The organism is Dickeya sp. Secpp 1600 (genome assembly GCF_003049805.1).
GTDB classification, from domain to species: Bacteria; Pseudomonadota; Gammaproteobacteria; order Enterobacterales; family Enterobacteriaceae; genus Dickeya; species Dickeya fangzhongdai.
Map to the genome: position 1 here is coordinate 3,970,735 of NZ_CP023484.1, position 20,861 is coordinate 3,991,595.

General features: G+C 61.8%; 20 protein-coding genes. 8 read left to right on the top strand and 12 right to left on the bottom strand.

The features are described from left to right. Positions 1 to 180 precede the first annotated feature (180 nt). A complete protein-coding gene (gene fadE, locus CPA59_RS17705) occupies positions 181 to 2,625 on the top strand; it encodes an acyl-CoA dehydrogenase FadE (RefSeq protein WP_107760238.1) in 2,445 nt (814 codons plus the stop codon). A 63-nt stretch (positions 2,626 to 2,688) separates the two neighbouring features. Here the strand turns inward: fadE and mtnK are convergent, their stop codons facing one another. Continuing rightward, the gene (gene mtnK, locus CPA59_RS17710) at positions 2,689 to 3,891 is read right to left on the bottom strand and encodes an S-methyl-5-thioribose kinase (protein WP_049842437.1); all 1,203 of its coding nucleotides are present in this window, start codon (positions 3,889 to 3,891) and stop codon (positions 2,689 to 2,691) included. A 146-nt stretch (positions 3,892 to 4,037) separates the two neighbouring features. Here mtnK and mtnA point away from each other — a divergent pair, with 146 nt between their 5' ends. Next, entirely contained in the window at positions 4,038 to 5,069 is a 1,032-nt protein-coding gene (gene mtnA, locus CPA59_RS17715) for an S-methyl-5-thioribose-1-phosphate isomerase (protein WP_038920010.1), read from the top strand. 61 nt (positions 5,070 to 5,130) lie between these two features. Here the strand turns inward: mtnA and CPA59_RS17720 are convergent, their stop codons facing one another. The 3 genes from CPA59_RS17720 to CPA59_RS17730 are packed head-to-tail and all read right to left on the bottom strand — an operon-like array spanning position 5,131 to position 6,991. Further along, a complete protein-coding gene (locus CPA59_RS17720; protein ID WP_038666316.1) occupies positions 5,131 to 5,673 on the bottom strand; it encodes an acireductone dioxygenase in 543 nt (180 codons plus the stop codon). A 14-nt stretch (positions 5,674 to 5,687) separates the two neighbouring features. Further along, on the bottom strand, positions 5,688 to 6,380 hold the full coding sequence (gene mtnC, locus CPA59_RS17725; protein WP_038920012.1) for an acireductone synthase: 693 nt from the start codon (positions 6,378 to 6,380) through the stop codon (positions 5,688 to 5,690). Continuing rightward, on the bottom strand, positions 6,377 to 6,991 hold the full coding sequence (locus CPA59_RS17730; RefSeq protein ID WP_107760240.1) for a methylthioribulose 1-phosphate dehydratase: 615 nt from the start codon (positions 6,989 to 6,991) through the stop codon (positions 6,377 to 6,379). The genes mtnC and CPA59_RS17730 overlap by 4 nt, the downstream gene beginning before the upstream one ends. A 189-nt stretch (positions 6,992 to 7,180) precedes the next feature. Here CPA59_RS17730 and CPA59_RS17735 point away from each other — a divergent pair, with 189 nt between their 5' ends. Further along, the gene (locus CPA59_RS17735; protein WP_049842434.1) at positions 7,181 to 8,338 is read left to right on the top strand and encodes a pyridoxal phosphate-dependent aminotransferase; all 1,158 of its coding nucleotides are present in this window, start codon (positions 7,181 to 7,183) and stop codon (positions 8,336 to 8,338) included. Then, positions 8,326 to 9,093 carry an amidohydrolase gene (locus CPA59_RS17740; RefSeq protein WP_107760242.1) on the top strand — a complete coding sequence of 256 codons (768 nt, stop codon included), beginning with the start codon at positions 8,326 to 8,328 and terminating at the stop codon, positions 9,091 to 9,093. The genes CPA59_RS17735 and CPA59_RS17740 overlap by 13 nt, the downstream gene beginning before the upstream one ends. Positions 9,094 to 9,545: 452 nt before the next feature. On the opposite strand, the gene hpxK is transcribed toward CPA59_RS17740, so the two are convergent. The 7 genes from hpxK to CPA59_RS17780 form a co-directional block, all read right to left on the bottom strand. Further along, positions 9,546 to 10,811, bottom strand: coding sequence for an allantoate amidohydrolase (gene hpxK, locus CPA59_RS17750; RefSeq protein ID WP_100850030.1), 1,266 nt, complete (start codon positions 10,809 to 10,811; stop codon positions 9,546 to 9,548). Beyond that, on the bottom strand, positions 10,808 to 12,052 hold the full coding sequence (locus CPA59_RS17755) for an alanine--glyoxylate aminotransferase family protein (protein WP_042860844.1): 1,245 nt from the start codon (positions 12,050 to 12,052) through the stop codon (positions 10,808 to 10,810). Before CPA59_RS17755 ends, hpxK begins: the two co-directional genes overlap by 4 nt. Positions 12,053 to 12,114: 62 nt before the next feature. Then, entirely contained in the window at positions 12,115 to 12,846 is a 732-nt protein-coding gene (locus CPA59_RS17760) for an amino acid ABC transporter ATP-binding protein (RefSeq protein ID WP_033570587.1), read from the bottom strand. Beyond that, entirely contained in the window at positions 12,827 to 13,483 is a 657-nt protein-coding gene (locus tag CPA59_RS17765) for an amino acid ABC transporter permease (RefSeq protein ID WP_107760246.1), read from the bottom strand. The genes CPA59_RS17760 and CPA59_RS17765 overlap by 20 nt, the downstream gene beginning before the upstream one ends. Next, positions 13,483 to 14,148 (bottom strand): amino acid ABC transporter permease, encoded by a 666-nt coding sequence (locus CPA59_RS17770; protein ID WP_038666293.1) that lies wholly within the window; start codon positions 14,146 to 14,148, stop codon positions 13,483 to 13,485. Before CPA59_RS17770 ends, CPA59_RS17765 begins: the two co-directional genes overlap by 1 nt. Before the next feature lie 9 nt (positions 14,149 to 14,157). Beyond that, positions 14,158 to 14,949 carry a transporter substrate-binding domain-containing protein gene (locus CPA59_RS17775; RefSeq protein ID WP_082170957.1) on the bottom strand — a complete coding sequence of 264 codons (792 nt, stop codon included), beginning with the start codon at positions 14,947 to 14,949 and terminating at the stop codon, positions 14,158 to 14,160. A 266-nt stretch (positions 14,950 to 15,215) separates the two neighbouring features. After that, positions 15,216 to 16,055 (bottom strand): MurR/RpiR family transcriptional regulator, encoded by an 840-nt coding sequence (locus tag CPA59_RS17780; RefSeq protein WP_038920019.1) that lies wholly within the window; start codon positions 16,053 to 16,055, stop codon positions 15,216 to 15,218. Positions 16,056 to 16,216: 161 nt separating this feature from the next. On the opposite strand from CPA59_RS17780, the gene CPA59_RS17785 reads away from it, so the two are divergent. From CPA59_RS17785 to hpxZ, 4 genes are read left to right on the top strand one after another with little or no spacing between them, the layout of a single operon-like run. Beyond that, positions 16,217 to 17,806 carry a gamma-glutamyltransferase family protein gene (locus CPA59_RS17785; protein ID WP_107760248.1) on the top strand — a complete coding sequence of 530 codons (1,590 nt, stop codon included), beginning with the start codon at positions 16,217 to 16,219 and terminating at the stop codon, positions 17,804 to 17,806. A gap of 45 nt (positions 17,807 to 17,851) precedes the next feature. After that, positions 17,852 to 18,049, top strand: a complete 198-nt coding sequence (hpxX, locus tag CPA59_RS17790) for an oxalurate catabolism protein HpxX (RefSeq protein ID WP_038666285.1) — start codon at positions 17,852 to 17,854, stop codon at positions 18,047 to 18,049. After that, positions 18,046 to 19,458, top strand: a complete 1,413-nt coding sequence (locus CPA59_RS17795) for an AtzE family amidohydrolase (RefSeq protein WP_107760250.1) — start codon at positions 18,046 to 18,048, stop codon at positions 19,456 to 19,458. Before hpxX ends, CPA59_RS17795 begins: the two co-directional genes overlap by 4 nt. Continuing rightward, positions 19,455 to 19,835 (top strand): oxalurate catabolism protein HpxZ, encoded by a 381-nt coding sequence (gene hpxZ / locus CPA59_RS17800; protein ID WP_107760251.1) that lies wholly within the window; start codon positions 19,455 to 19,457, stop codon positions 19,833 to 19,835. Before CPA59_RS17795 ends, hpxZ begins: the two co-directional genes overlap by 4 nt. Positions 19,836 to 19,889: 54 nt before the next feature. Here hpxZ and puuE read toward each other — a convergent pair whose 3' ends face one another. Continuing rightward, positions 19,890 to 20,837: an allantoinase PuuE gene (gene puuE, locus CPA59_RS17805; RefSeq protein WP_107760253.1), complete on the bottom strand. Its 948-nt coding sequence runs from the start codon at positions 20,835 to 20,837 to the stop codon at positions 19,890 to 19,892. Positions 20,838 to 20,861 lie beyond the last annotated feature (24 nt).

Genomic DNA, 20,861 nt, shown 5'->3' on the forward strand with positions numbered 1-20,861 from the left:
GACAATTGCCAAACGGCGGCATCGCGCGTCAGCGGTGTCGTTCGGATGTGACTTTGTGAGTCAAGTTGTAATTGCGTTGTAAAAGAATTGATAAAAACATTTCACTGAACTAAAACCACATTATACCAACAGGTCAGACCACCAAGCGTGAACTGATTATACGGACTGGAGAATAAAACCATGGTTGCAGTCAGTGTCCTGATCGTTTTGATGCTTATCGGCGCCCTGTTCTACCACCGGCTGTCGCTGTGGCTGAGCAGTGCGTTGATTGTACTTTGGGTCGTCGCTATGGCGGCGCTGAATCTGTGGTCGGCCTGGCTGCTGATTCCGCTGGGCTTGTTGCTCTTGCCGCTGCTGGCGACGCCGCTGCGGCAACGGTTTCTCTCCGCACCGGCGCTGACGGCGTTCCGGCGCGTGATGCCGCCCATGTCCAAAACGGAAAAAGAAGCCATTGACGCCGGCACCACCTGGTGGGAAGGCGAACTGTTTCGCGGCGCGCCCGACTGGCATACCCTGCACGCCTATCCCCGCCCGGCGTTGACGCCGGAAGAACAGGCGTTTCTGGACGGGCCGGTGGAAGAAGCTTGCCGTCTGGCGAATGACTTTGAAATCACCCACGAACGCGCCGACCTGCCGCCGGTGCTGTGGGAGTTCCTGAAACAGCACCGTTTCTTCGCGCTGATCATCAAAAAAGAGTACGGCGGACTGGAGTTTTCCGCTTACGCCCAGGCGATGGTGCTGCAAAAACTGGCCGGGGTATCCAGCATTCTGGCGATCACCGTCGGGGTGCCCAACTCGCTCGGCCCTGGAGAGCTGCTGCAGCACTACGGCACCGACGAACAGAAGGATCACTACCTGCCGCGGCTGGCGCGTGGCGACGAAATCCCCTGTTTCGCGTTGACCAGCCCGGAAGCCGGGTCCGACGCCAGCGCCATCCCTGATTTGGGGGTGGTGTGCTACGGCCAGTGGCAAGGCCAGCAGATGTTGGGGATGCGGCTAACCTGGAACAAACGCTACATTACGCTGGCTCCCGTCGCCACCGTGTTGGGTCTGGCGTTCCGTTTGTACGACCCGGACCATTTGCTGGGCGACCGCGACGACATCGGCATCACCTGCGCGCTGATCCCCACCCGTACCGAAGGCGTGAAAATCGGCCGCCGTCACTTTCCGATTAATATCCCGTTCCAGAACGGCCCGACGCAGGGCGAAAACATTTTTGTTCCGCTGGACTACATCATCGGCGGGCCGCAGATGGCGGGCCAGGGCTGGCGTATGCTGATGGAATGTCTGTCGGTCGGTCGCGGCATCACCCTGCCGTCCAACGCCACCGGCGGCCTGAAAAGCGTGGCGCTGGCGACCGGCGCTTACGCCCGCATCCGCCGCCAGTTCAAACTGCCGATCGGCAAAATGGAAGGTATTGAAGAGCCGCTGGCCCGCATGGCCGGCAACGCTTACGTAATGGACGCCGCCGCTACGCTTATCACCAGCGGCATCATGCAAGGCGCACGGCCGTCGGTGCTGTCCGCCATCGTCAAATATCACTGCACCCATCGCGGTCAGCGCGGCATCATCGACGCGATGGACGTCACCGGCGGCAAAGGCATCTGCCTTGGTCCGTCCAACTTTGTCGCCCGTCACTATCAGGGCGCGCCGATCGCCATCACCGTCGAAGGCGCCAATATCCTGACCCGCAGCATGATTATCTTCGGGCAAGGCGCCATCCGCTGCCATCCGTACGTGTTGAAAGAGATGGGCGCGGCGCAGGACAACGACCTGAAAGCCTTTGACCGGGCGCTGTTCGGCCACCTGGGACATATCGGCGGCAATACCATGCGCAGCCTGTGGCTGGGCTTGACCAACGGGCGCACCAGCCGTGCGCCCGTCAGCGACGCCACCCGCCGTTACTATCAGCGCCTGAACCGGCTAAGCGCCAATCTGGCGCTGCTGGCGGATGTGTCGATGGGCGTGCTGGGCGGCAGCCTGAAACGCCGCGAGCGCCTTTCCGCCCGGCTGGGCGACGTACTGAGTCAACTGTATCTGGCGTCCGCCACGCTAAAACGCTACGACGAGGAGGGCCGTCAGCAGGCCGATCTGCCGCTGGTGCACTGGGGCGTGCAGGATTGTCTGCATCAGGCGGAACAGGCGATGACCGAGCTACTGCGTAATTTCCCCAACCGGCTGGTAGCCGGGCTGCTGCGGGCGGTCATCTTCCCGCTGGGCCGTACCAGCCCGGCACCCACCGACCAGTTGGACCATCAACTGGCGCGGCTGTTGCAGGCGCCGTCGGCGACCCGCAGCCGACTGGGGCGCGGTCTGTACCTGAAAGCAGGGGCTCACCACCCGGCCGCGCAGTTGGAGCAATCGTTGCAGGATATTCTGGCTGCCGAGCCGATCCATCAACGGCTGTCGCAGTCGGCTGGTTACCCGTTGCCTTTCATGCAACTGGATAAACTGGCGGAACATGGGCTGGCGGAAGGGGTGATTACGCCGGAAGAAGCCAGCGTATTGATGCAGGCGGAAGCCAGTCGGCTGCGTTCCATCAACGTTGACGACTTCGCACCGGACGCGCTGAGCGCGCACAAGGCGGCGGCAGAGCGACGACAGCCTGCCGATACGGCCGCCTGAAACAATAACGACGCCTTTGCTGTCTGCACAGAGGCGCCATTTTTCTGCTATGCGCTATCCGAATCAGGCGCCGCTTTGACGCACTCGTGCCAGTAAAGCCTCCGGGCCGTCGATGTGCGCGGCGGCCAGAATCAGCGTCTTGCCAAGCTGAATGGCATGACGCTGGCAGGATTGACGGGCGGCGTCATCGGCAATGGTATCGAGGTCAGCGACATGCGCCAGCCCGATGGTGCGACGAATCAGTTCGGTGCCGCAGTACCCCACCGTATCCTGCCACACCTGCTGCAGGAATCGCTCAACGTAGCCTTCCACCGCCAGCGCCGGATCCCGGCTCTTCTCGCGGCCTAATGCCGCAAAACGGCTGGCGAAGGTCTGCCACAGCGTCACGATATCCTCCAGACGCCGTTCGCGTGCGGCGCTAGCCTCGCGCGGCGGCAGCAATCCCGGCAGCCCGCAGTAGTTCAGCAGCAGGTTGCCCAGCGCCGTACCGATATCAAACCCAATCGGGCCGTAGAAACCGAACTCGGCGTCGATCACTTTCAGGCGGTTTTCCGCCACGAAAATCGAGCCGCTGTGAATATCGCCGTGCAGCAGCGTTTCCGCTTTGCTCAGAAAGGCATGCTTGAGCGCGGCGACGGCGCATTTCAGCGGCTGATCATCGCGTAACGCCAGCACATCAGGCAGCAGCGCCGGGTCAAACTGGTTGCGTTCATGATCGATGTAGGGATCGGTGAAAAACAGATCTTCGGTGATCTGGCACAGTTCCGGGTTGGTAAAACGGCTCACCGCCGCCTTCTTATCATGGGGCGACTGGTAGAAATCCGTGTGGTGGAATAGCGCTTGCGCCAGGTATTCCCCCAGTTGCGCCGCCGCCTGCGGATAGTCACGCCCTTTCACCAGTTCACGCCGCCAGATTTCATGGTCAGACAGATCTTCCTGCACCATCACCGCCAGTTCCGGATCATGATGCAGCACCGTTACCGTGTGCTGTGGGCAATACTGCGCGTGCGCCAGCAGCGTTTCCGCTTCGATGCGGGCGCGATCCAGCGTCAGCGGCCAGGATTCGCCGACGCACCGGACATACGGCAACGCCTGCTTGACGATCACCCGGCTAACGCCCTGCGTATCACGAATCTTGAACACCAGATTCAGGTTACCGTCGCCGATTTCATCGGCGGTAACCAACGACTGCGGATCGGTAACCCCGCCATACTGACGGGCGTACTGCACGGCATCGTCCGCGTTAAAAGTACGGTAAAGCGACATGACCCACCTCATTGATGTGCGTTTGTGTTTGCTGTTATGCGCGCCCTACTTTTAGACATAAAAGCGTTTGGACGTCTATACTTCTGTATCGCATATTGGCAGAATAAGAATCCTGATGCAATAACGCAACACGGATTTAACCACCCATGCAGACCGTTAACACCACCAGCCTCAACGTCGTTGATAATCAGCTCTGGATCCTTGATCAACAGGCGTTGCCGCAGGAAAAAATCTGGTGTCCTTGCCCGGATACCGATGCGTTGGTCGACCATATCCGCACCCTGCGGGTACGCGGCGCGCCGCTGATCGGGCTGTCCGCCAGCCTGCTGCTGGCGCTGCTGGCGGAGCAGGGTCTGCCGCGGCCGCAGCTGGCGCAGGCGCTGGATACGTTGCGCGCTTCCCGCCCGACCGCCGTCAACCTGATGAACAACCTGGATCGCATGAAGCAGGCGCTGGCCGCCGATGATTTCATCAGCGCCATGACGCAGGAAGCGCTGCGGCTGATTGAGGAAGATAAAGCGCTGTGCGAGCGTATTGCCAACAACGGCGCCGCGCTGGTGAAACCGGGTAGTCGCCTGTTGACCCACTGCAACACCGGTGGGCTGGCGACGGCGGGCGTCGGCACCGCGATTGGCGTCATACTGCGCGCTCACCAGCAGGGCAAGGTGGAAAACGTCTGGGTGGATGAAACCCGTCCGCTGCTGCAGGGCGGCCGCCTGACCGCCTGGGAGCTGGGCGAACTGGGGATTCCGTATCATCTGATCTGCGACTCGATGGCCGCCTCGCTGATGGCGCAGGGCCGGGTCGACGCCATCTGGGTCGGTGCGGATCGCATCGCCGCCAACGGCGACGTCGCCAACAAGATCGGCACTTACAGCCTGGCGGTGCTGGCGCACTACCACGGTATTCCGTTTTACGTCGCCGCGCCGCATACCACCCATGATCCGCACTGCCCGGACGGCAATGCCATTCCGATCGAGCAGCGCGTCGCCAGCGAAGTCACCGGCGTGTCCGGCAGTTTTGGTCAGTGTCAGTGGGCGCCGCATAACGCGCCGGTTTACAACCCGGCGTTCGACGTCACGCCGGCAGCGCTTATCAGCGGCTGGGTTCTGGATTGCGGCGTGATCACCCCGGAACACGTACGCAACGGCGTTTTTCAGCGCTCGCTGGCTGGATGAGAGTAAAGGAATAGGAACCAAAAGCCGTGTCTGGCACAGGCAGACACGGCTTAATGCGGGGTTACGCCAGTTTCGGATAGGCATCGGCGATGGCATCGCCGGTGAAGTGGGCAATCCAACCATCCGGATTGTCGAACAGGCGAATGGCGGTGAAATGCGGCTCGGATCCCATGTCGAACCAGTGCGGAATACCGGCGGGCACCGACAGCAGGTCATTCTTTTCGCACAGGATCTGGAAAATCCGGCCGTCTACGTGCAGGCAAAACAGCCCGGCGCCTTCGACAAAGAAACGCACTTCATCTTCGCCGTGGGTGTGTTCCGACAGAAACTTGGTGCGCAGCGCCGCTTTCTGCGGGTTGTCGGCACGCATGCTGACAACATCCCAGCTCTGGTAACCTTTTTCCGCCACCAGTTTGTCAATCTCATGCTGATAGGCGGACAGCACCTCTTCGGCGGCAGGACTGGCGCTCAGTTCACGATCCGCCTGCCAGCGTTCAAAACGCACATTGATGGCGCTCAGTTGCTGTTTAATCGCCTCCGCATCGCGGCTTTGCCAGACCGGCTGACGGGCATCCGTATCGCTGAAAATGGTTAAAGCACTCATGACGGGTTCTCCTGTTAGTTGGCCTGATAGGCATTCAGATCGATCTGATCAAAACGGTTTACCTGACGATGACGGCTGTCGGTATCCGCGTCGTCACGGATCAACTGGCAGGTATGCCAGCCCGCCTGTTCGGCGGCGTCCAGTTCCTGACGAATATCGGACAGGAACAGCAACGCACCGGCGGGCAACCCGATAGCGCGAGCGATGTTCTGGTACGACGCCGTCTCGCGCTTGGCGCCGACGCGGGTGTCGAAATAGTCGCTGAACAGCGGCCGCAAATCGCCGGCGTCGCTGTGACCAAACAACAGATGCTGTGCTTCCACCGAACCGGACGAGTAGACATACAGCGCGATGCCCTGCTCGCGCCAGCCGCGCAGTTGCGGCGCTACGTCGTCATAAACATGGCCGCGAAAATCGCCGTTACGGTAGCCGCTGCGCCAGATGATGCCCTGTAACAACTTCAGCGCCGGCGATTTGCGATCTTCATCCATAAACTGGTTGAGTGCGGCCAACAGCTGCGCGGGCGAAGCGTCCGGCTGCCCCAGTTCCTGACGCAGCACCGTCAGCGCGCCCGTAATCTCCGGGTCACGGTCCGCCTGCGCCACCGCATCGGCCAGCCTTGCACGGGCGTACGGGAACAGCACGTTGTGGACAAAGCGAATATCGCTGGTGGTGCCTTCAATATCGGTGACAATCGCTTTGATCATTTAGCCTCCAGCAAACGTCGTTGCAGTTCGCACTGGAACAGGAATTCCAGCCCTTCCAGATGGCGACGAGCCTCTTTAACGTCATTGCCCCAGCAATAAAGGCCGTGCCCGCGCACCAGAAAACCGTAGCGCAGCGGCGCCGCCTCATGACGGGCCGCCACCCGCTGCGCCAACGCCGGAATATCCTGATCGTTGTCGAAAATCGGGATCGCCACCTGATCCAGATGGGTACGCTGACCGCTCAGCGATTTCTGCATTTCATACCCTTGCAGCACCAGCGCATCGCTTTTTTCCACCCGCGACAATACCGTGGCGTTGACCGAATGGGTATGCAACACCGCGCCTGTTGCCGGAGATAAGCGGTAAAGCAGCGTATGCAGCCCGGTCTCCGCCGATGGCGTACGGCCGCTCGGCACATGATTAGTGGCGATATCGACCAGCAGAAAATCGTCTTCGCACAGGCTGCCTTTATCCTTGCCGGATTCGGTAATCAGACACTGCCGTTCATCAAGGCGAACGGACATGTTGCCGCCCGTCGCCGGGCACCAGCCTTTCTCGCCAATCGAGTGGCAGGCCGCCACCAGCGCGGCCAGTTGTGAAGTATCACTCATAAATCATCCTGTGCAGGTGAAGCTGTCATGCAATTGTCAAACCAATTAATTAGTCTGCTTATCATTTTTGGTTATGGCTTAGAGAATTATGGAATTTAGCCGTTTAAACGTCCAAGCGTCTTGATTGCCAAATACTAGCATCCTGTATATAGTGGCAGCAATACAGGCTTGCAGGAGTCCTTTTCAGCCATGAGCGCCGCACTGATCCCCGACAGTAAACTCCCTTCCCTCGGCACCACCATTTTTACCCAGATGAGCGCGTTGGCGCAGCAGCATCGGGCGATCAACCTGTCGCAAGGCTTCCCGGATTTTGACGGCCCGGACTACCTGAAACAGCGTCTGGCTTATCACGTCAGTCAGGGCGCCAATCAGTACGCGCCGATGACCGGCGTAGCGCCGCTGCGCCAGGCGATTGCGGAAAAGACCGCGACGCTGTATGGCTGGCAGCCGGACGCCGATAGCGAGGTCACGGTCACCGCCGGCGCCACCGAGGCGTTGTTCGCCGCCATCAGCGCGCTGGTGCGGCCCGGCGACGAAGTTGTCTGCTTCGATCCCAGCTACGACAGTTACGCCCCGGCGGTGCAACTGGCCGGCGGCGTACTGAAGCGGATCGCCCTGCAGCCGCCGGCGTTTCGCGTCGACTGGGCCGCTTTCGGCGCTTTGCTGAACGATCGCACCCGGCTGGTGATCGTCAACACGCCGCACAATCCATCCGCCACCGTCTGGCAGCAGGAGGATTTCCGCCAGCTCTGGCAGGCCATCGCCAGTCGCCACATCTATGTGCTGAGCGATGAAGTGTACGAGCACATTTGTTTCGCCGCCGACGGTCACGCCAGCGTGCTGGCGCATCCGGAACTGCGCCAGCGGGCGATTGCCGTGTCCTCCTTCGGCAAAACGTATCATATGACCGGCTGGAAAGTGGGTTATTGCGTCGCGCCGGCGGCGCTCAGCGCCGAGGTGCGCAAGGTTCATCAGTACCTGACGTTTTCCGTCAATACGCCGGCGCAGTTGGCGATTGCCGATATGCTGCAACACCAGCCGCAGCACTGGCGCGAACTGCCCGACTTCTATCGCGCCAAACGCGACCGGTTCGTTAACGCGCTGGCCGCCAGCCGGCTGGATATTCTGCCCTGCGAAGGCACCTACTTCCTGCTGGCGGACTACCGCGCCATTTCCAGCCAGGATGACGTCAGTTTCTGCCGCTGGCTGACCGAGCACGTCGGCGTGGCGGCGATTCCGCTGTCCGTTTTCTGCGCAGCCCCCTTCCCTCATACGCTGATTCGGTTATGCTTTGCCAAACAGGAATCAACCCTGGATGCTGCCGCGGAGCGCTTATGTCAACTTTAAAGGTCACCCTGTTACAACAACCGCTGGTCTGGATGGACGGCCCCGCCAACCTTAGCCATTTCGACGGTCTGTTAGGCGAGATTACCGACCGCGATCTGATCGTGCTGCCGGAAATGTTCACCACCGGTTTCGCGATGGAAGCGGCCAAAAGCAGTCTGGAACAGTCGGTGGTGGAAGCCTGGCTGAAACAGTGGGCGCAGCGCAGCAATGCGCTGGTGGGCGGCAGCGTGGCGGTGCAAACCGGCAAAGGCGCGGTCAACCGCTTTCTGTTGGCCGACCCGCAGGGTCGGGTGTACCAGTACGACAAGCGCCACCTGTTCCGCATGGCGGGCGAGCACGAGTATTACCAGTCCGGCCAGACGCGGGAAATCGTGGAGTGGCGCGGCTGGCGTATTCTGCCGCTGATCTGCTACGACCTGCGTTTCCCGGTGTGGTCCCGCAACCGTCAGGATTACGATCTGGCGTTGTACGTCGCCAACTGGCCGGCGCCGCGCGCGCTGCACTGGAAAACGCTGCTGGCGGCGCGGGCGATTGAAAATCAGGCTTATGTGGCAGGCTGCAACCGCGTCGGCATCGACGGCAACGGCCACAGCTATCAGGGCGACAGCCTGATTATCGACGCACAGGGCGCGATTCTGACTTCCGCGCCGGAACATCAACCCGCGCGTCTTGACGCCGAACTGTCGCTGGAAACGCTGCAAAGCTACCGTGAAGCCTTCCCGGCCTGGCGCGACGCCGATAAGTTCAGTGTGTGATATCAAGAGTCAAGAGCGCTTTGGATTCAGACTGCTAACAAACGTATTAAATACAGGACAAAGCATCTTTCCGGCGTCAAAAACTGCGCTGAGGTGGGCGGCTTCGCCGGGTGAGCGACAGGACGTCGCGAAAGCCCGTGCCGTGTTGGACAAAAACGTCGGGAGCGTTTTTGAACAGCGTTTACGCTGGCCCGTAGGGCGAGCCCCAGGGATGGGGCGAGTAATCACGTCACGGGCGGCCCGAACCGCGAAGTCGAACGCCGAAGGTAGCGCGTAGCGCCGCAGTTTAGCCACCAGCCAGTGGTCAAGGAGAGGTGGCGCTTGCACCTCTCCTTGTCGTGCGTGCGATGAAGCAGCAAAGAAATTACACCGTTTATCCCGCACGAAATTATTCCCTGCCCCAACAAACTTCACCATTCACAAGACAATATAGCTGTTTGTCAACAGCCTCATTATCGGTATCCCAACACCGTCAGCAGCAGCGCCTGCACCGCCAGCGCTACATCGTCCGTCAGCACCGACTCGTCAGGATGGTGGCTGACGCCGCCCTTGCAACGCATAAACAGCATCCCTACCGGCCAGCATTCGGCGATGGCGATGGCGTCATGGCCGGCGCCGCTCGGCAGATGCAAATTATCGCCCTGCACCTGCGTCACCGCAGCGGACAGCCGCTGTTGCAGATCGTCGTCGCAACGGGTAGCGGCGATGCGGTAATACTCTTCGGCGCTGAAAGCGCAGCCGCGCTGCATGGCGATGTCGTGCGCCAGCGTCAGCAGCCGTTGCAACAACGCATCCAGCGGTTTGTCGTCCGGGCCGCGGATATCCAGCGTCAGCCTGACTTCACCGGGAATCACGTTGGCGGCGCCCGGAAGGCACTGCAAGGTGCCGAAGGTCGCCACCAGATAGGGATCGCTGTCGCGCGTCACCTGCTCGGCCTGGGTCATCCACGCCGCCGCTGCCGCCAGCGCGTCCTGCCGCTGCGACATCGGCACCGTACCGGCATGGCCGGCATGACCGATAAAGGTGCAGTTCAGCCGCCGCGCGCCGTTGATCGCCGTCACCACGCCCAGCGCCAGCCCGGCCTGTTCCAGACACGGCCCCTGCTCGATGTGCAACTCCAGATAGGCCAGAATATCCGCTGCCGGACGGGCCGCCTGTGCGATGGCGTCCGGATCCAGCCCGGCCTGCGCCAGCGCCTGCGCGACGGTAATGCCGTTGGCGTCCGGGCGCGACAGCCAGCCATCGGGCCAGGTGCCGGTCAGTCCGCGACTGCCGAGCAGCGTGACGTCAAAGCGGGTGCCCTCCTCGTCGCCAAAACCGATCACCTCCAGCGCCACCGGCAAACGAACGCCACGCTGATTCAGAAATGACACGGTTTCAATCGCCGCCAGCACGCCCAGCATACCGTCGTAACGGCCGGCGTTGCGTACGGTGTCGAGGTGCGATCCCAGCAACAGCGCCGGCGCGCCCGGCGCACAGCCTTCATAGCGGCCGCAAATATTGCCGACGCTGTCCTGCCACACGCGCATGCCCGCTTCCCGCATCCACTCGCCCGCCTGCTGGTTGGCCTGCAGATGCTGGGGAGACAGATAAACCCGGGTAAGCTGGCCGGCGGTTTCACTGATGGCCGCCAGCCGATCGCAGCGCGCCATCACCCGGCGGGCCGCCGTCTGCGCGTCGAGGTCCGTCATTACGCTTTCCATCAGCACCTCGCTCATGCCGGCGCCCGTGCGGCGGCGTACACATCCCAGGCGGCCTGCAACGCCGCACCCTGCGCGGAACGGAAGCCAAGGTGGTTCAACACCGCTTCCAGCGCGGTCAGCGTCTGCATCACGCAGTCTTTACGGGCGTTGTAGCCCATGGTGCCGATGCGCCAGATCTTGCCCTGCAACGGCCCGAACGAGGTACCGATCTCAATGGCGAAATCCTCCAGCAGCAGCTTGCGCACCTGCTCGCCGTGGACCCCCTGCGGGATCACCACGCCCAGCACGTTGTTCATCTTGTTGGCGATATCGCCGTACGGCTGCAACCCCATGCCTTCGATGCCGGCCAGCAGCGCATTACCGTGCAACTGGTGGCGGGCGATACTGGCGTCCAGCCCCTCTTCCAGAATAACGCGGGCGCATTCGCGGGCGGCGAACAGCATGCTGGTGGCCTCGGTATGGTGGTTCAGCCGCTCCGGCCCCCAGTAGTCCATGATCATGCCGAGGTCGAAGTAGTTGGAATAAATCATTTCGTCGTCGCCGTCCTGATGATCGACGGTGCGGATGCCCTGCTCCACGCATTTGCGCTGACGAATCACCGCCTCCATACGCGGGCTGAGGGTCACCGGCGAACTGCCGGACGGCCCGCCCAGGCATTTCTGCAACCCGGCGGAGACCGCATCCAGCCCCCAGGCGTCGGTTTCCAGCGGATTACCGCCGAACGACGCGGTGGCATCGGTGTAAAACAGCACGTCATGACGACGGCAGATAGCGCCCAGCTCCGCCAGCGGCTGCAACATGGTGGTGGAGGTATCGCCCTGCACGGTAAGCAGCAGACGCGGTTTCACCCGTTTAATGGCGTCTTCGATCTGGTCCGGCGTGAACACCTCGCCCCACGGCGCTTCGATGGTGTGCACATCGGCGCGGCAGCGGCGGGCAATCTCGCACAGCAGATGGCCGAAGCGGCCGAACACCGGCACCAATACGCGATCGCCGGGGCGGATCGCCGAGACCAGAATCGCCTCGATACCGGCGCGGGATGTACCGTCCACCAGCATGGTCCAGCGGTTGTCGGTGCGGAACAGCTGGCGATACAACGCCATCACCTGATTCATGTACTCGGTCATCGCCGGGTCATACTGCCCGACCAGTTGGCTGGCCATCGCGCGCAGTACGCGCGGGTCGGCATTGATCGGGCCGGGCCCCATCAGCAGACGATGGGGCGGATTGATCTGCGCAAACAGGTCGTTATGCATGTGATGAACTCCTGATGTCCTTGATAACATTAAAATCGTAATGGCTCATACGGCTCACGGCGTTACAGCCGCACCGAGGCGATAAACTGCTTCAATTCAGCGGTCTGCGGGTTGGCGAACAGTTCATCGCCTTTTCCTTGTTCCCACACCTTGCCCTGATGCATGAACACCACCCGATCGCCGACCTCACGGGCAAAATTCATTTCGTGGGTGACCAGAATCAGCGTCATGCCTTCGGCCGCCAGTTGCTCCAGCACTTTCAGCACTTCGCCGACCAGTTCCGGGTCCAGCGCGGAGGTGATCTCGTCGCACAGCAGCACCTTCGGGTTCATCGCCAGCGCGCGGGCGATCGCCACGCGTTGTTGTTGGCCGCCGGACAGGCTGGACGGGTAGTAATCGATGCGCTCGCCCAGCCCGACTTTCTCCAGCATCTTCACGCCCAGCTCACGGCACTCGGCGGCGCTTTTACCCAGCACCAGTTTGGGCGCCAGCATCACGTTTTCCAGCGCGGTCATGTGCGGGAACAGGTTGAAGTTCTGAAAAATCATGCCGACCGAACGGCTAATTTCCCGCGCCTGCGAGTCGCGGTCGGTAATGGTCATGCCGCCGAGCTTGATGCTGCCGTCCTGATAGCCCTCCAGCCCGTTGATGCACCGCAGCAGCGTGCTTTTGCCCGAGCCGCTACGGCCGATGATAGAGATCACCTCGCCCACGTCGATATCCAGATCCACCCCTTTCAGCACGTGGTTCTGGCCGTAATATTTATGGACCTGATTAATGGTGATGAGCGGCATTGAATTTCTTCTCCAGATAACGGCTGTAGTACGACAGCGGGTAACACAGCAGGAAATAGCCCAGCGCCACCAGCCCGAACACCTTGAACGGCTGGAAGGTAACGTTATTGAGCATGGTGCCGGCCTTGGTCAGTTCGACGAAACCGATGATCGACGCCAGCGCGGTGCCCTTGATCACCTGCACCGAAAAGCCGACCGTCGGCGCGATGGCGATACGCATCGCCTGAGGGGCGATCACCCGGGTCAGCGTCTGCGTGAAGCTCATCCCCAGACAGCGGCAAGCTTCCCACTGTCCTTTCGGCAGCGCCTGCACGCTGCCGTGCCAGATATCCAGCAGAAATGCGCTGGTAAACAGCGTCAGCGCCAGCGCGGCGGCGGTCCACGGGCTGACGTCGATGCCGAACAGTCCCAGCCCGAAAAACGCCAGAAACAATTGCATCAGCAGCGGCGTGCCCTGAAACACATCGGCGTACAGCCGGGTCAGACGCAGCGGCCACGGACGTTTGGTCAGGCGCAGCAGCAGCAACGGCAACGTGACCAGCCCGCCGCCGAAAAACGCCGCCAGCGACAGCAGTACCGTCCAGCGCCCGGCCAGCAGCAGGTTGCGCACAATATCCCAGTCAGTAAACGTCATCATCAGCGCGGCGTCCCCAAAAAGCGTCGCCCGGCCAGCAACAGCAGCTGACGCATCAGCATCGACAGCGCCAGATAGCAGAGCGTGGTCACCAGATACACCTCGAAACTGAGGAAGGTCCGGGACTGAATTAAATTGGCGGCGAAGGTCAGCTCTTCGTACGACACCTGTGATACCACGGACGAACCGAGCATCACGATGATGCACTGGCTAACCAGCGCCGGATAAATCCGTTGCAGCGCGGGCGGCAGAATCACCCGTGTAAATGTCTGGGCGCGCGACAGCCCCAGCACCCGCGCGGCTTCCCACTGGCCTTTCGGCGTCACCTGGATGCCGGCGCGGATAATCTCCGTGCTGTAAGCCCCCAGATTGACCAGCATCGCCAGCAGGGCGGCCTGCCCGGCTGTGAGTTTGAGCCCCAGCCCCGGCAGACCGAACACGATGAAAAACAGTTGCACCACAAACGGCGTATTGCGGATCGCCTCGACGTACAGGCCCCACAGGCGGCTGACCACGGTCGGCTTACCGCTGCGCAATGCCGCGCCGCAGATGCCGATGGCGATCCCGCCGATCGTCGCCATCGTCGTCAGTTGCACGGTGACCCACAGGCCGGCCAATAACTCCGGCCAGTAAGGCCATAGCGCCGCGAAATGAAGCTGGTAGGTCATGGCTTATCCTTACGCGCCCAGATTGGCCGGCAGCGGCGCTTTCAGCCATTTCTCGGACAGACCGTTGAGCGTGTTGTCCTTGACGGCTTTTTCAATCAGTTCGTTGATTTTCGCCTTCAGCGCCGGCTCGTCCTTCTTCAGGCCGATGTAACAGGGCGAGTCTTTCAGCATGAATTTCGCCACCGGCGCGTTGGCCGGGTTCTTCTCGGCAATCGCCGCCACCACCAGGTTGCCGGTGGCGATATATTGCACCTGACCGGACAGGTAGGCAGACAGCGTCGTGTTGTTGTCTTCGTAGCGCTTGATGTCGGCAGCCTTGGGCGCGATCTCGGTCAGCACCATGTCTTCTACCGCGCCGCGGGTCACGCCGACGGTTTTGCCCTGCAACGCCTCGGGCGCGCCGACAGCGGTGTCTTTCGGACCAAATACGCCGAGGAAGAACGGCGCATAGGCGCGGCTGAAATCGATCACTTTTTCACGTTCGGCGTTTTTACCCAGGCTGGAAATCACCAGATCCACCTTGTCGGTTTGCAGATAGGGCACGCGGTTGGCGCTGGTTACCGGCACCAGCTGCAACTTTAGTTTCATCTCACTGGCCAGATAGCGCGCCATGTCGATGTCATAGCCTTGCGGCTGCAGATCGGTGCCGACCGAGCCGAACGGCGGGAAATCCTGCGGCACGGCGACACGCAGCACGCCGCGTTTCTGGATATCCTGCAACTGATCCGCCATCGCCTGTCCGGCCTGAACCATCAACAGCGCTGCGCCAACTACCGCCAAAAAACGTTTTCCGATCTTCATTGCTGTGCCCCCGGTCAAGTTAGTTTGAAACCAAAGATTCTTCAATAAAAATATTGAAACCTTCGTTGCAGAAAGAAAAGCAAGATGCATGCCAGATATCACATCGCGACATCACCACTAATAGCAAAGGCAGAGACAGGCTGAGCAACGCTATCGTTCAGTGAGCGAATGCGTCCGGACCCGCCGTCCGCAACGCACAATGACAGGGCATAAAAACGGGAAAGAGTTGCACCAAAACAGAACAATCGCACCAGCGAGGCGCGCGTTTATCGCTGTTCCAGTTCGTCGAGTTGCAGGTAAAGGTCGGCAATATCGTGGATGCGCTGACGGCCCTCCGCCAGCATCTGATGCAGCAGCGCGTTGCTGATCAGGTTAACCAGACTCATGGCGCTGGCGTAGCTGTCAAAGGCCGATACGCTGTCCAGTGGCGCGGTCAACGCCCAGGAAGCCAGCGGCGGCAGCGTATGCGCCTGCGGTTCGCACAGCAACAACACCGGAATCTGCCGGGCGCGCAATTGCTGCAACAGCGGCAGGATCAGGCGCGGACGGCGGCGGAACGCCACCACCGCCACCACATCCCGTTCATCCAGATCCGCCAGCTCTTCCGCCAGTGTCTGGCCGGGTTGCGCCAGCAGCGGCACCTGCGGGCGGATTTGCAGCAATTGTTGGCGCAGGTGCAGCGCCACCGGGTAGCTGTTGCGCAGCCCGAGAACACAGACGCGCCGCGCCTGCTGCAACGCGGCAATCAGCGCGCCGAACTGCTGCGGATCGATCTGGTTGACCCACTGCGTCAGGTTAGCCATTTCCTGTTTGTAATGGCGCGCCAGCAGCGTGTTGCCCTGCACCGCGTCCCGGTTATCGGTCAGCGGCATACCGCTCTGGCGCAGGGTGCGCAGCTCATCGCGCATCTCCCGGTAGCTGGGGTAACCGAGGCGGCGGAACAGGCGGCTGACCGTGGCTTTGGACACGCCGCTCAGCCGCGCCAGTTCGGCGCTGTTATAGCTGATCAGGTCATCCAGATGATCGAAGATAAACTCCGCCACCCGCTGTTCCTGCGGCGACAACTCGCTGTACTGACTGCGTAGCCGTTCATCAATCTGTTTCATGCCTGTCTCTGCCATTTTTTTGAATCCTGTAACTTTTGTTTCATCCTTTCGGCGCTATGCTGAACATAGCATACAACCGTCGGTCGGCAGCAAGCAGAAAAGGTGGAACGGCTTTTGCTTAGCATCGACCACCCTACAGTCCAACAAGAGCCTTATCCCTCATGATGCAAAGCAATATCGCCCCGTCGGGCATGGCGGTCACGCCGCATCATCTTGCCAGCGCCAGCGCGCAACGTATTCTGCGCGCCGGGGGCAACGCTATCGAAGCGATGGTCGCCGCCGCGGCCGCGATTGCGGTGGTTTACCCGCATATGAACAGTCTGGGCGGTGATGGTTTCTGGCTGATTGTGCCGCCGCAGGGCAACCCGATTGCCATCGACGCCAGCGGCGCGGCCGGTTCTCTGGCGACCCGCGATCGGTACGCCGGCGCCAGCCGCATTCCACACCGCGGCCCAACGGCGGCGCTGACCGTAGCCGGCACCGTGGGCGGCTGGCAGGAAGCGCTGACGTATGCCGCCGAGCTGGACATCAGCCGCCCGTTGCCGCTCGCCAGCCTGCTGGAAGACGCCATCGGCTATGCCCGCCACGGCATTCCGGTCACCCAGTCGCAGGAAGATGCGCTGATCAGCCGTCATCACGAACTGAGCGATTTCGCCGAATTCTGCCGCGTGTTCATACCGCAGGGCGTCATCCCGCGCACCGGCAGTCGTTTTACCCAGCCGGATCTGGCCGACACGCTGCAGCAACTGGCGCAGGACGGGCTGGACAGCTTTTACCGCGGCGCGCTGGCGGCGCGCATGACGGCACAAATGGCGGAGCTGGGTATGCCGGTCACCGCTGACGATCTGGCGAACTACCGTGCCCGACGCGCCACGCCGCTGGTGCTGAAACACAGCAAAGGCGAGGTGTTCAATCTGGCGCCGCCGACGCAGGGGCTGGTGTCGCTGGCGATTCTGGGCATCACCGACCGACTGGGGATGGCAGACCTCAGCGACAGCCAGACCATACACCGCGTGGTGGAAGCCACCAAGCTGGCTTTCAGGCTGCGCGACAAATACATCACCGACCCGAAACGGATTACGCAGGATATTCAGGCGCTGCTATCCGCCAGCCATCTGGATACGTTGAGCAAGCACGTCGACACCCGCTCCGCCGCGCCCTGGGGACAAGGCAAGGGTCCGGGCGACACCGTCTGGCTGGGCGTATGCGATCGCCACGGCCTGTCGGTGTCGTTTATCCAGAGCATCTATCACGAATTCGGCAGCGGCATGGTGTTGCCGGGCACCGGCGTGCTGTGGCAAAACCGCGGCGCTTCCTTCAGTCTGGATCCGGATCACCTGCTGGCGCTGGAACCGGGCAAGCAGCCGTTTCACACCCTTAATCCGGCGGCGGCGCGACTGTCTGACGGACGCACCATGGTCTACGGCTCGATGGGCGGCGACGGCCAGCCGCAGACGCAGGCGGCGTTGTTCATCCGCCACGTGATGCAGGGCGTACCGCTGCAACAGGCGATTACCGCGCCACGCTGGTTGCTGGGCCGTACCTGGGGCCAGTCTTCCGACACGCTGAAACTGGAAGACCGCTTCACCCCGGCCACCGTCGAGGCACTGCGCACGCTGGGCCACGACGTGGAACTGCTCACCGGATTTAGCGAAACCGTCGGCCATGCCGGCGCCATCGTCCGTCATGCCAACGGCATGCTGGAAGGTGCCAGCGATCCGCGCAGCAACGGCAGCGCCGCCGGATTTTAATCTCGCTACCTGGCTAATCTCCCCCCCCCGATAAGGTCTTTGCTCATGGAAAAAAAGGATATCGATCAGGACGCGCTGGCCGCGTACCTGCAACAGATGGAAACCCTGCTGCAACTAGAGCTGGATGATGCCCGTCGTCAGGAACTGCAGGTGCAATTCACACGCATCGCCGCGATGGCGCAGCCGCTGATGGCGTTCCCGCTGGACGAGCGCCAGGAAGTGGCGGGAGTGTACCGGCCATGAACCCAGCTCAACTGTCTATCCGCGCGCTACGGGCCGAATTGACGGGCGGTCACCTTTCCGCCACCGACATCGCCCGCGACACGCTGGCGCAAATCGAACGGCGCAATCCGGCGGTCAACGCTTATACCGGCGTCACCGCGCAACGTATACTGACGGAAGCCGCCGACATCGACGGCAAGCGGCATCAGGGGAAGGCGCTGCCCGCGCTGGCGGCGGTCCCCTACGCGGTGAAGAACCTGTTTGACGTCGCCGGCGAAACCACGCTGGCCGGCGCCAGACTATTCAGCCAGCGCGCGCCGGCAACGCAGGACGCGTTTGCGGTGCGTCAGTTACAGTCCTGCGGCGCGCTGCTGTCCGGGCTGCTGAATATGGATGCTTACGCCTACGGTTTTACCACCGAAAACAGTCACTACGGCGCCACCCGCAATCCACACGATCTGACGCGTATCGCCGGCGGATCTTCCGGTGGATCGGCGGCGGCGGTGGCGGCTGGACTGGTGAATTTCTCGCTCGGCAGCGACACCAACGGGTCGATCCGCGTTCCCGCTTCACTCTGCGGGATCTTCGGGCTGAAGCCCACCTTCGGCCGGCTGTCGCGCCACGGCACCCAGCCGTTTGTCGGCAGCCTCGATCATATCGGCCCGCTGACGCGCAGCGCTGAAGATCTGGCGCTGGTGTATGACGAGCTGCAAGGATTCGATCCGGCGGATCGATTTCAGGCGATTCAACCGCTGCGCTCGACCGTACCGTCGCTGACGGACGAGACGCCGCTGCGCAGCCGGGTGCTGGGCGGTTACTTCGCGCAATGGTGCGATGAACAGGCCGCCGCCGCGGTACGACAGGTGGCGAATGCGTTAAACGCCGCTGATGACGTGGCGCTGGATAATGCCGCGCTGGCGCGTACGGCGGCGTTTATTCTCTCCGCCAGCGAAGGCGGCAACCAGTATCTGCCCGCCCTGCGCGCCACGCCGGATCTGTTTGAACCGCTCTCCCGCGAACGGCTACTGGCCGGGGCGATGATCCCGGCGGCCTGGTACGTGCAGGCGCAGCGTTTCCGCGATCATTTCCGCCGCGACATGCTGGCGCTGTTCGCCGATACCGATCTGCTGATCGCGCCGGCCACGCCATGCCCGGCAACGCCCATTGGTCAGGAAACCATGCGCATCAATCACACCGATTTGCCGATCCGCGCCAGCATGGGAATGCTGACCCAGCCGATTTCGTTCGTCGGCTTGCCGGTGGTGACGGTACCGCTGGCAACCGCCGGCGGGCTGCCGATCGGCGTCCAGTTGATCGCTGCGCCGTGGCGGGAAGATGTCGCGCTGCGCGCCGCCTGGCGTCTGGAACAACAAGGCATTGCCCGGGTTTTACCGCCCGTGTCCCTTCATTCACAAGGAGCTTCCGTATGACACCCGAGATCAATCTGCCTGACGTTCTGGCCGAGATCACCACCGCGTTTTATCGTTATGAAAAGGCGCTCACCGGCAACGACATCGAGGTACTGGACGAGCTGTTCTGGCACGATGAATGCACCGTACGCTACGGCGCGTCGGAAAACCTGTACGGCATCGAACAGATCCGCGAGTTTCGCGCCGCTCGCCCGTCGGCCGGGCTGGATCGCCGGTTGCAAAACACGGTGATCACGAGCTACGGCCGCGATATGGCGGTCGCCAGCACCGAATTTCGTCGTGAAGGCAGTGAGAAAATCGGCCGCCAGATGCAAACCTGGCTGCGCACCGCGCAGGGCTGGCGTATTGTCGCCGCCCACGTCAGCCTGATGGCGTAACCCGATACGGCTTATCAGGCCGGCAGATTGCCGTATCAGGCCGGTGGCGCCTCATCACCCCTGATACGGATGTGCCCGATACCAGCGTTCGGCGATATCCTGACGGCGGCAAACCCACACCCGCTCGTGCTGCTGGATGTAATCGAGGAAACGCTGCAACGCCCGGAAACGTCCCGGCCGTCCCAGCAGGCGGCAGTGCATGCCGATAGACATCATCTTCGGCGCCTCATCCCCTTCGGCATACAACACGTCAAAGCTGTCCTTCAGATAGCTGAAAAACTGCTCGCCGCTATTGAAACCCTGCGGTGAGGCGAAGCGCATGTCGTTGGCGTCCAGCGTATAGGGAACGATCAGATGCGGCTGCACCCCGCCGTCCGCTCGCCGCACCGGCAGCCAGAATGGCAGGTCGTCGCCGTAGTAGTCGCTGTCGTACAGGAAACCGCCCTGCTCCAGCACCAGTTGCCGGGTGTGGGGGCTGTCGCGCCCGGTGTACCAGCCCAGCGGCGGCCGGCCGAACAATTCCGTGTGCACCGCGATCGCCTGTTGCAAATGCGCGCGCTCGGCGTCGATATCCATATTCTGGTAGTGAATCCAGCGCCAGCCGTGGCTGACCACGTCATAGTCCGCCGCCCTGATGGCCTCGACCACCGCCGGATTGCGCGCCAGCGCCATCGCTACGCCGAACACCGTCAGCGGCAGGCCGCGGCGCTGAAATTCCTGATGAATACGCCAGAAACCGGCGCGGGAACCGTACTCATAGAGCGAATCCATCGACATATGCCGCGCCGGGTAGCTGGCAGCGCCGATGATATCGGACAGGAACTGCTCGGAACCGGCGTCGCCGTGCAGCACATGGTTTTCCGCCCCTTCTTCGTAATTGAGCACAAACTGCACCGCGATACGCGCCTGTCCGGGCCAGCGGGCGTGCGGCGGTTTACCGGCATAACCGATCAGGTCGCGCGGGTAGTCAGGGTCAGAGCCCCATTGCTGAGAGAGTGTCATGGTTTCTTTCCTTATTGTGGTGAC

Excerpts from the sequence above, each read along its gene's own strand:
- fadE (WP_107760238.1), top strand. The coding sequence starts at position 181 with ATGGTTGCAGTCAGTGTCCTGATCGTTTTGATGCTTATCGGCGCCCTG.
- mtnK (WP_049842437.1), bottom strand. The coding sequence starts at position 3,891 with ATGTCGCTTTACCGTACTTTTAACGCGGACGATGCCGTGCAGTACGCC.
- mtnA (WP_038920010.1), top strand. The coding sequence starts at position 4,038 with ATGCAGACCGTTAACACCACCAGCCTCAACGTCGTTGATAATCAGCTC.
- CPA59_RS17720 (WP_038666316.1), bottom strand. The coding sequence starts at position 5,673 with ATGAGTGCTTTAACCATTTTCAGCGATACGGATGCCCGTCAGCCGGTC.
- mtnC (WP_038920012.1), bottom strand. The coding sequence starts at position 6,380 with ATGATCAAAGCGATTGTCACCGATATTGAAGGCACCACCAGCGATATT.
- CPA59_RS17730 (WP_107760240.1), bottom strand. The coding sequence starts at position 6,991 with ATGAGTGATACTTCACAACTGGCCGCGCTGGTGGCGGCCTGCCACTCG.
- CPA59_RS17735 (WP_049842434.1), top strand. The coding sequence starts at position 7,181 with ATGAGCGCCGCACTGATCCCCGACAGTAAACTCCCTTCCCTCGGCACC.
- CPA59_RS17740 (WP_107760242.1), top strand. The coding sequence starts at position 8,326 with ATGTCAACTTTAAAGGTCACCCTGTTACAACAACCGCTGGTCTGGATG.
- hpxK (WP_100850030.1), bottom strand. The coding sequence starts at position 10,811 with ATGAGCGAGGTGCTGATGGAAAGCGTAATGACGGACCTCGACGCGCAG.
- CPA59_RS17755 (WP_042860844.1), bottom strand. The coding sequence starts at position 12,052 with ATGCATAACGACCTGTTTGCGCAGATCAATCCGCCCCATCGTCTGCTG.
- CPA59_RS17760 (WP_033570587.1), bottom strand. The coding sequence starts at position 12,846 with ATGCCGCTCATCACCATTAATCAGGTCCATAAATATTACGGCCAGAAC.
- CPA59_RS17765 (WP_107760246.1), bottom strand. The coding sequence starts at position 13,483 with ATGATGACGTTTACTGACTGGGATATTGTGCGCAACCTGCTGCTGGCC.
- CPA59_RS17770 (WP_038666293.1), bottom strand. The coding sequence starts at position 14,148 with ATGACCTACCAGCTTCATTTCGCGGCGCTATGGCCTTACTGGCCGGAG.
- CPA59_RS17775 (WP_082170957.1), bottom strand. The coding sequence starts at position 14,949 with ATGAAGATCGGAAAACGTTTTTTGGCGGTAGTTGGCGCAGCGCTGTTG.
- CPA59_RS17780 (WP_038920019.1), bottom strand. The coding sequence starts at position 16,055 with ATGAAACAGATTGATGAACGGCTACGCAGTCAGTACAGCGAGTTGTCG.
- CPA59_RS17785 (WP_107760248.1), top strand. The coding sequence starts at position 16,217 with ATGATGCAAAGCAATATCGCCCCGTCGGGCATGGCGGTCACGCCGCAT.
- hpxX (WP_038666285.1), top strand. The coding sequence starts at position 17,852 with ATGGAAAAAAAGGATATCGATCAGGACGCGCTGGCCGCGTACCTGCAA.
- CPA59_RS17795 (WP_107760250.1), top strand. The coding sequence starts at position 18,046 with ATGAACCCAGCTCAACTGTCTATCCGCGCGCTACGGGCCGAATTGACG.
- hpxZ (WP_107760251.1), top strand. The coding sequence starts at position 19,455 with ATGACACCCGAGATCAATCTGCCTGACGTTCTGGCCGAGATCACCACC.
- puuE (WP_107760253.1), bottom strand. The coding sequence starts at position 20,837 with ATGACACTCTCTCAGCAATGGGGCTCTGACCCTGACTACCCGCGCGAC.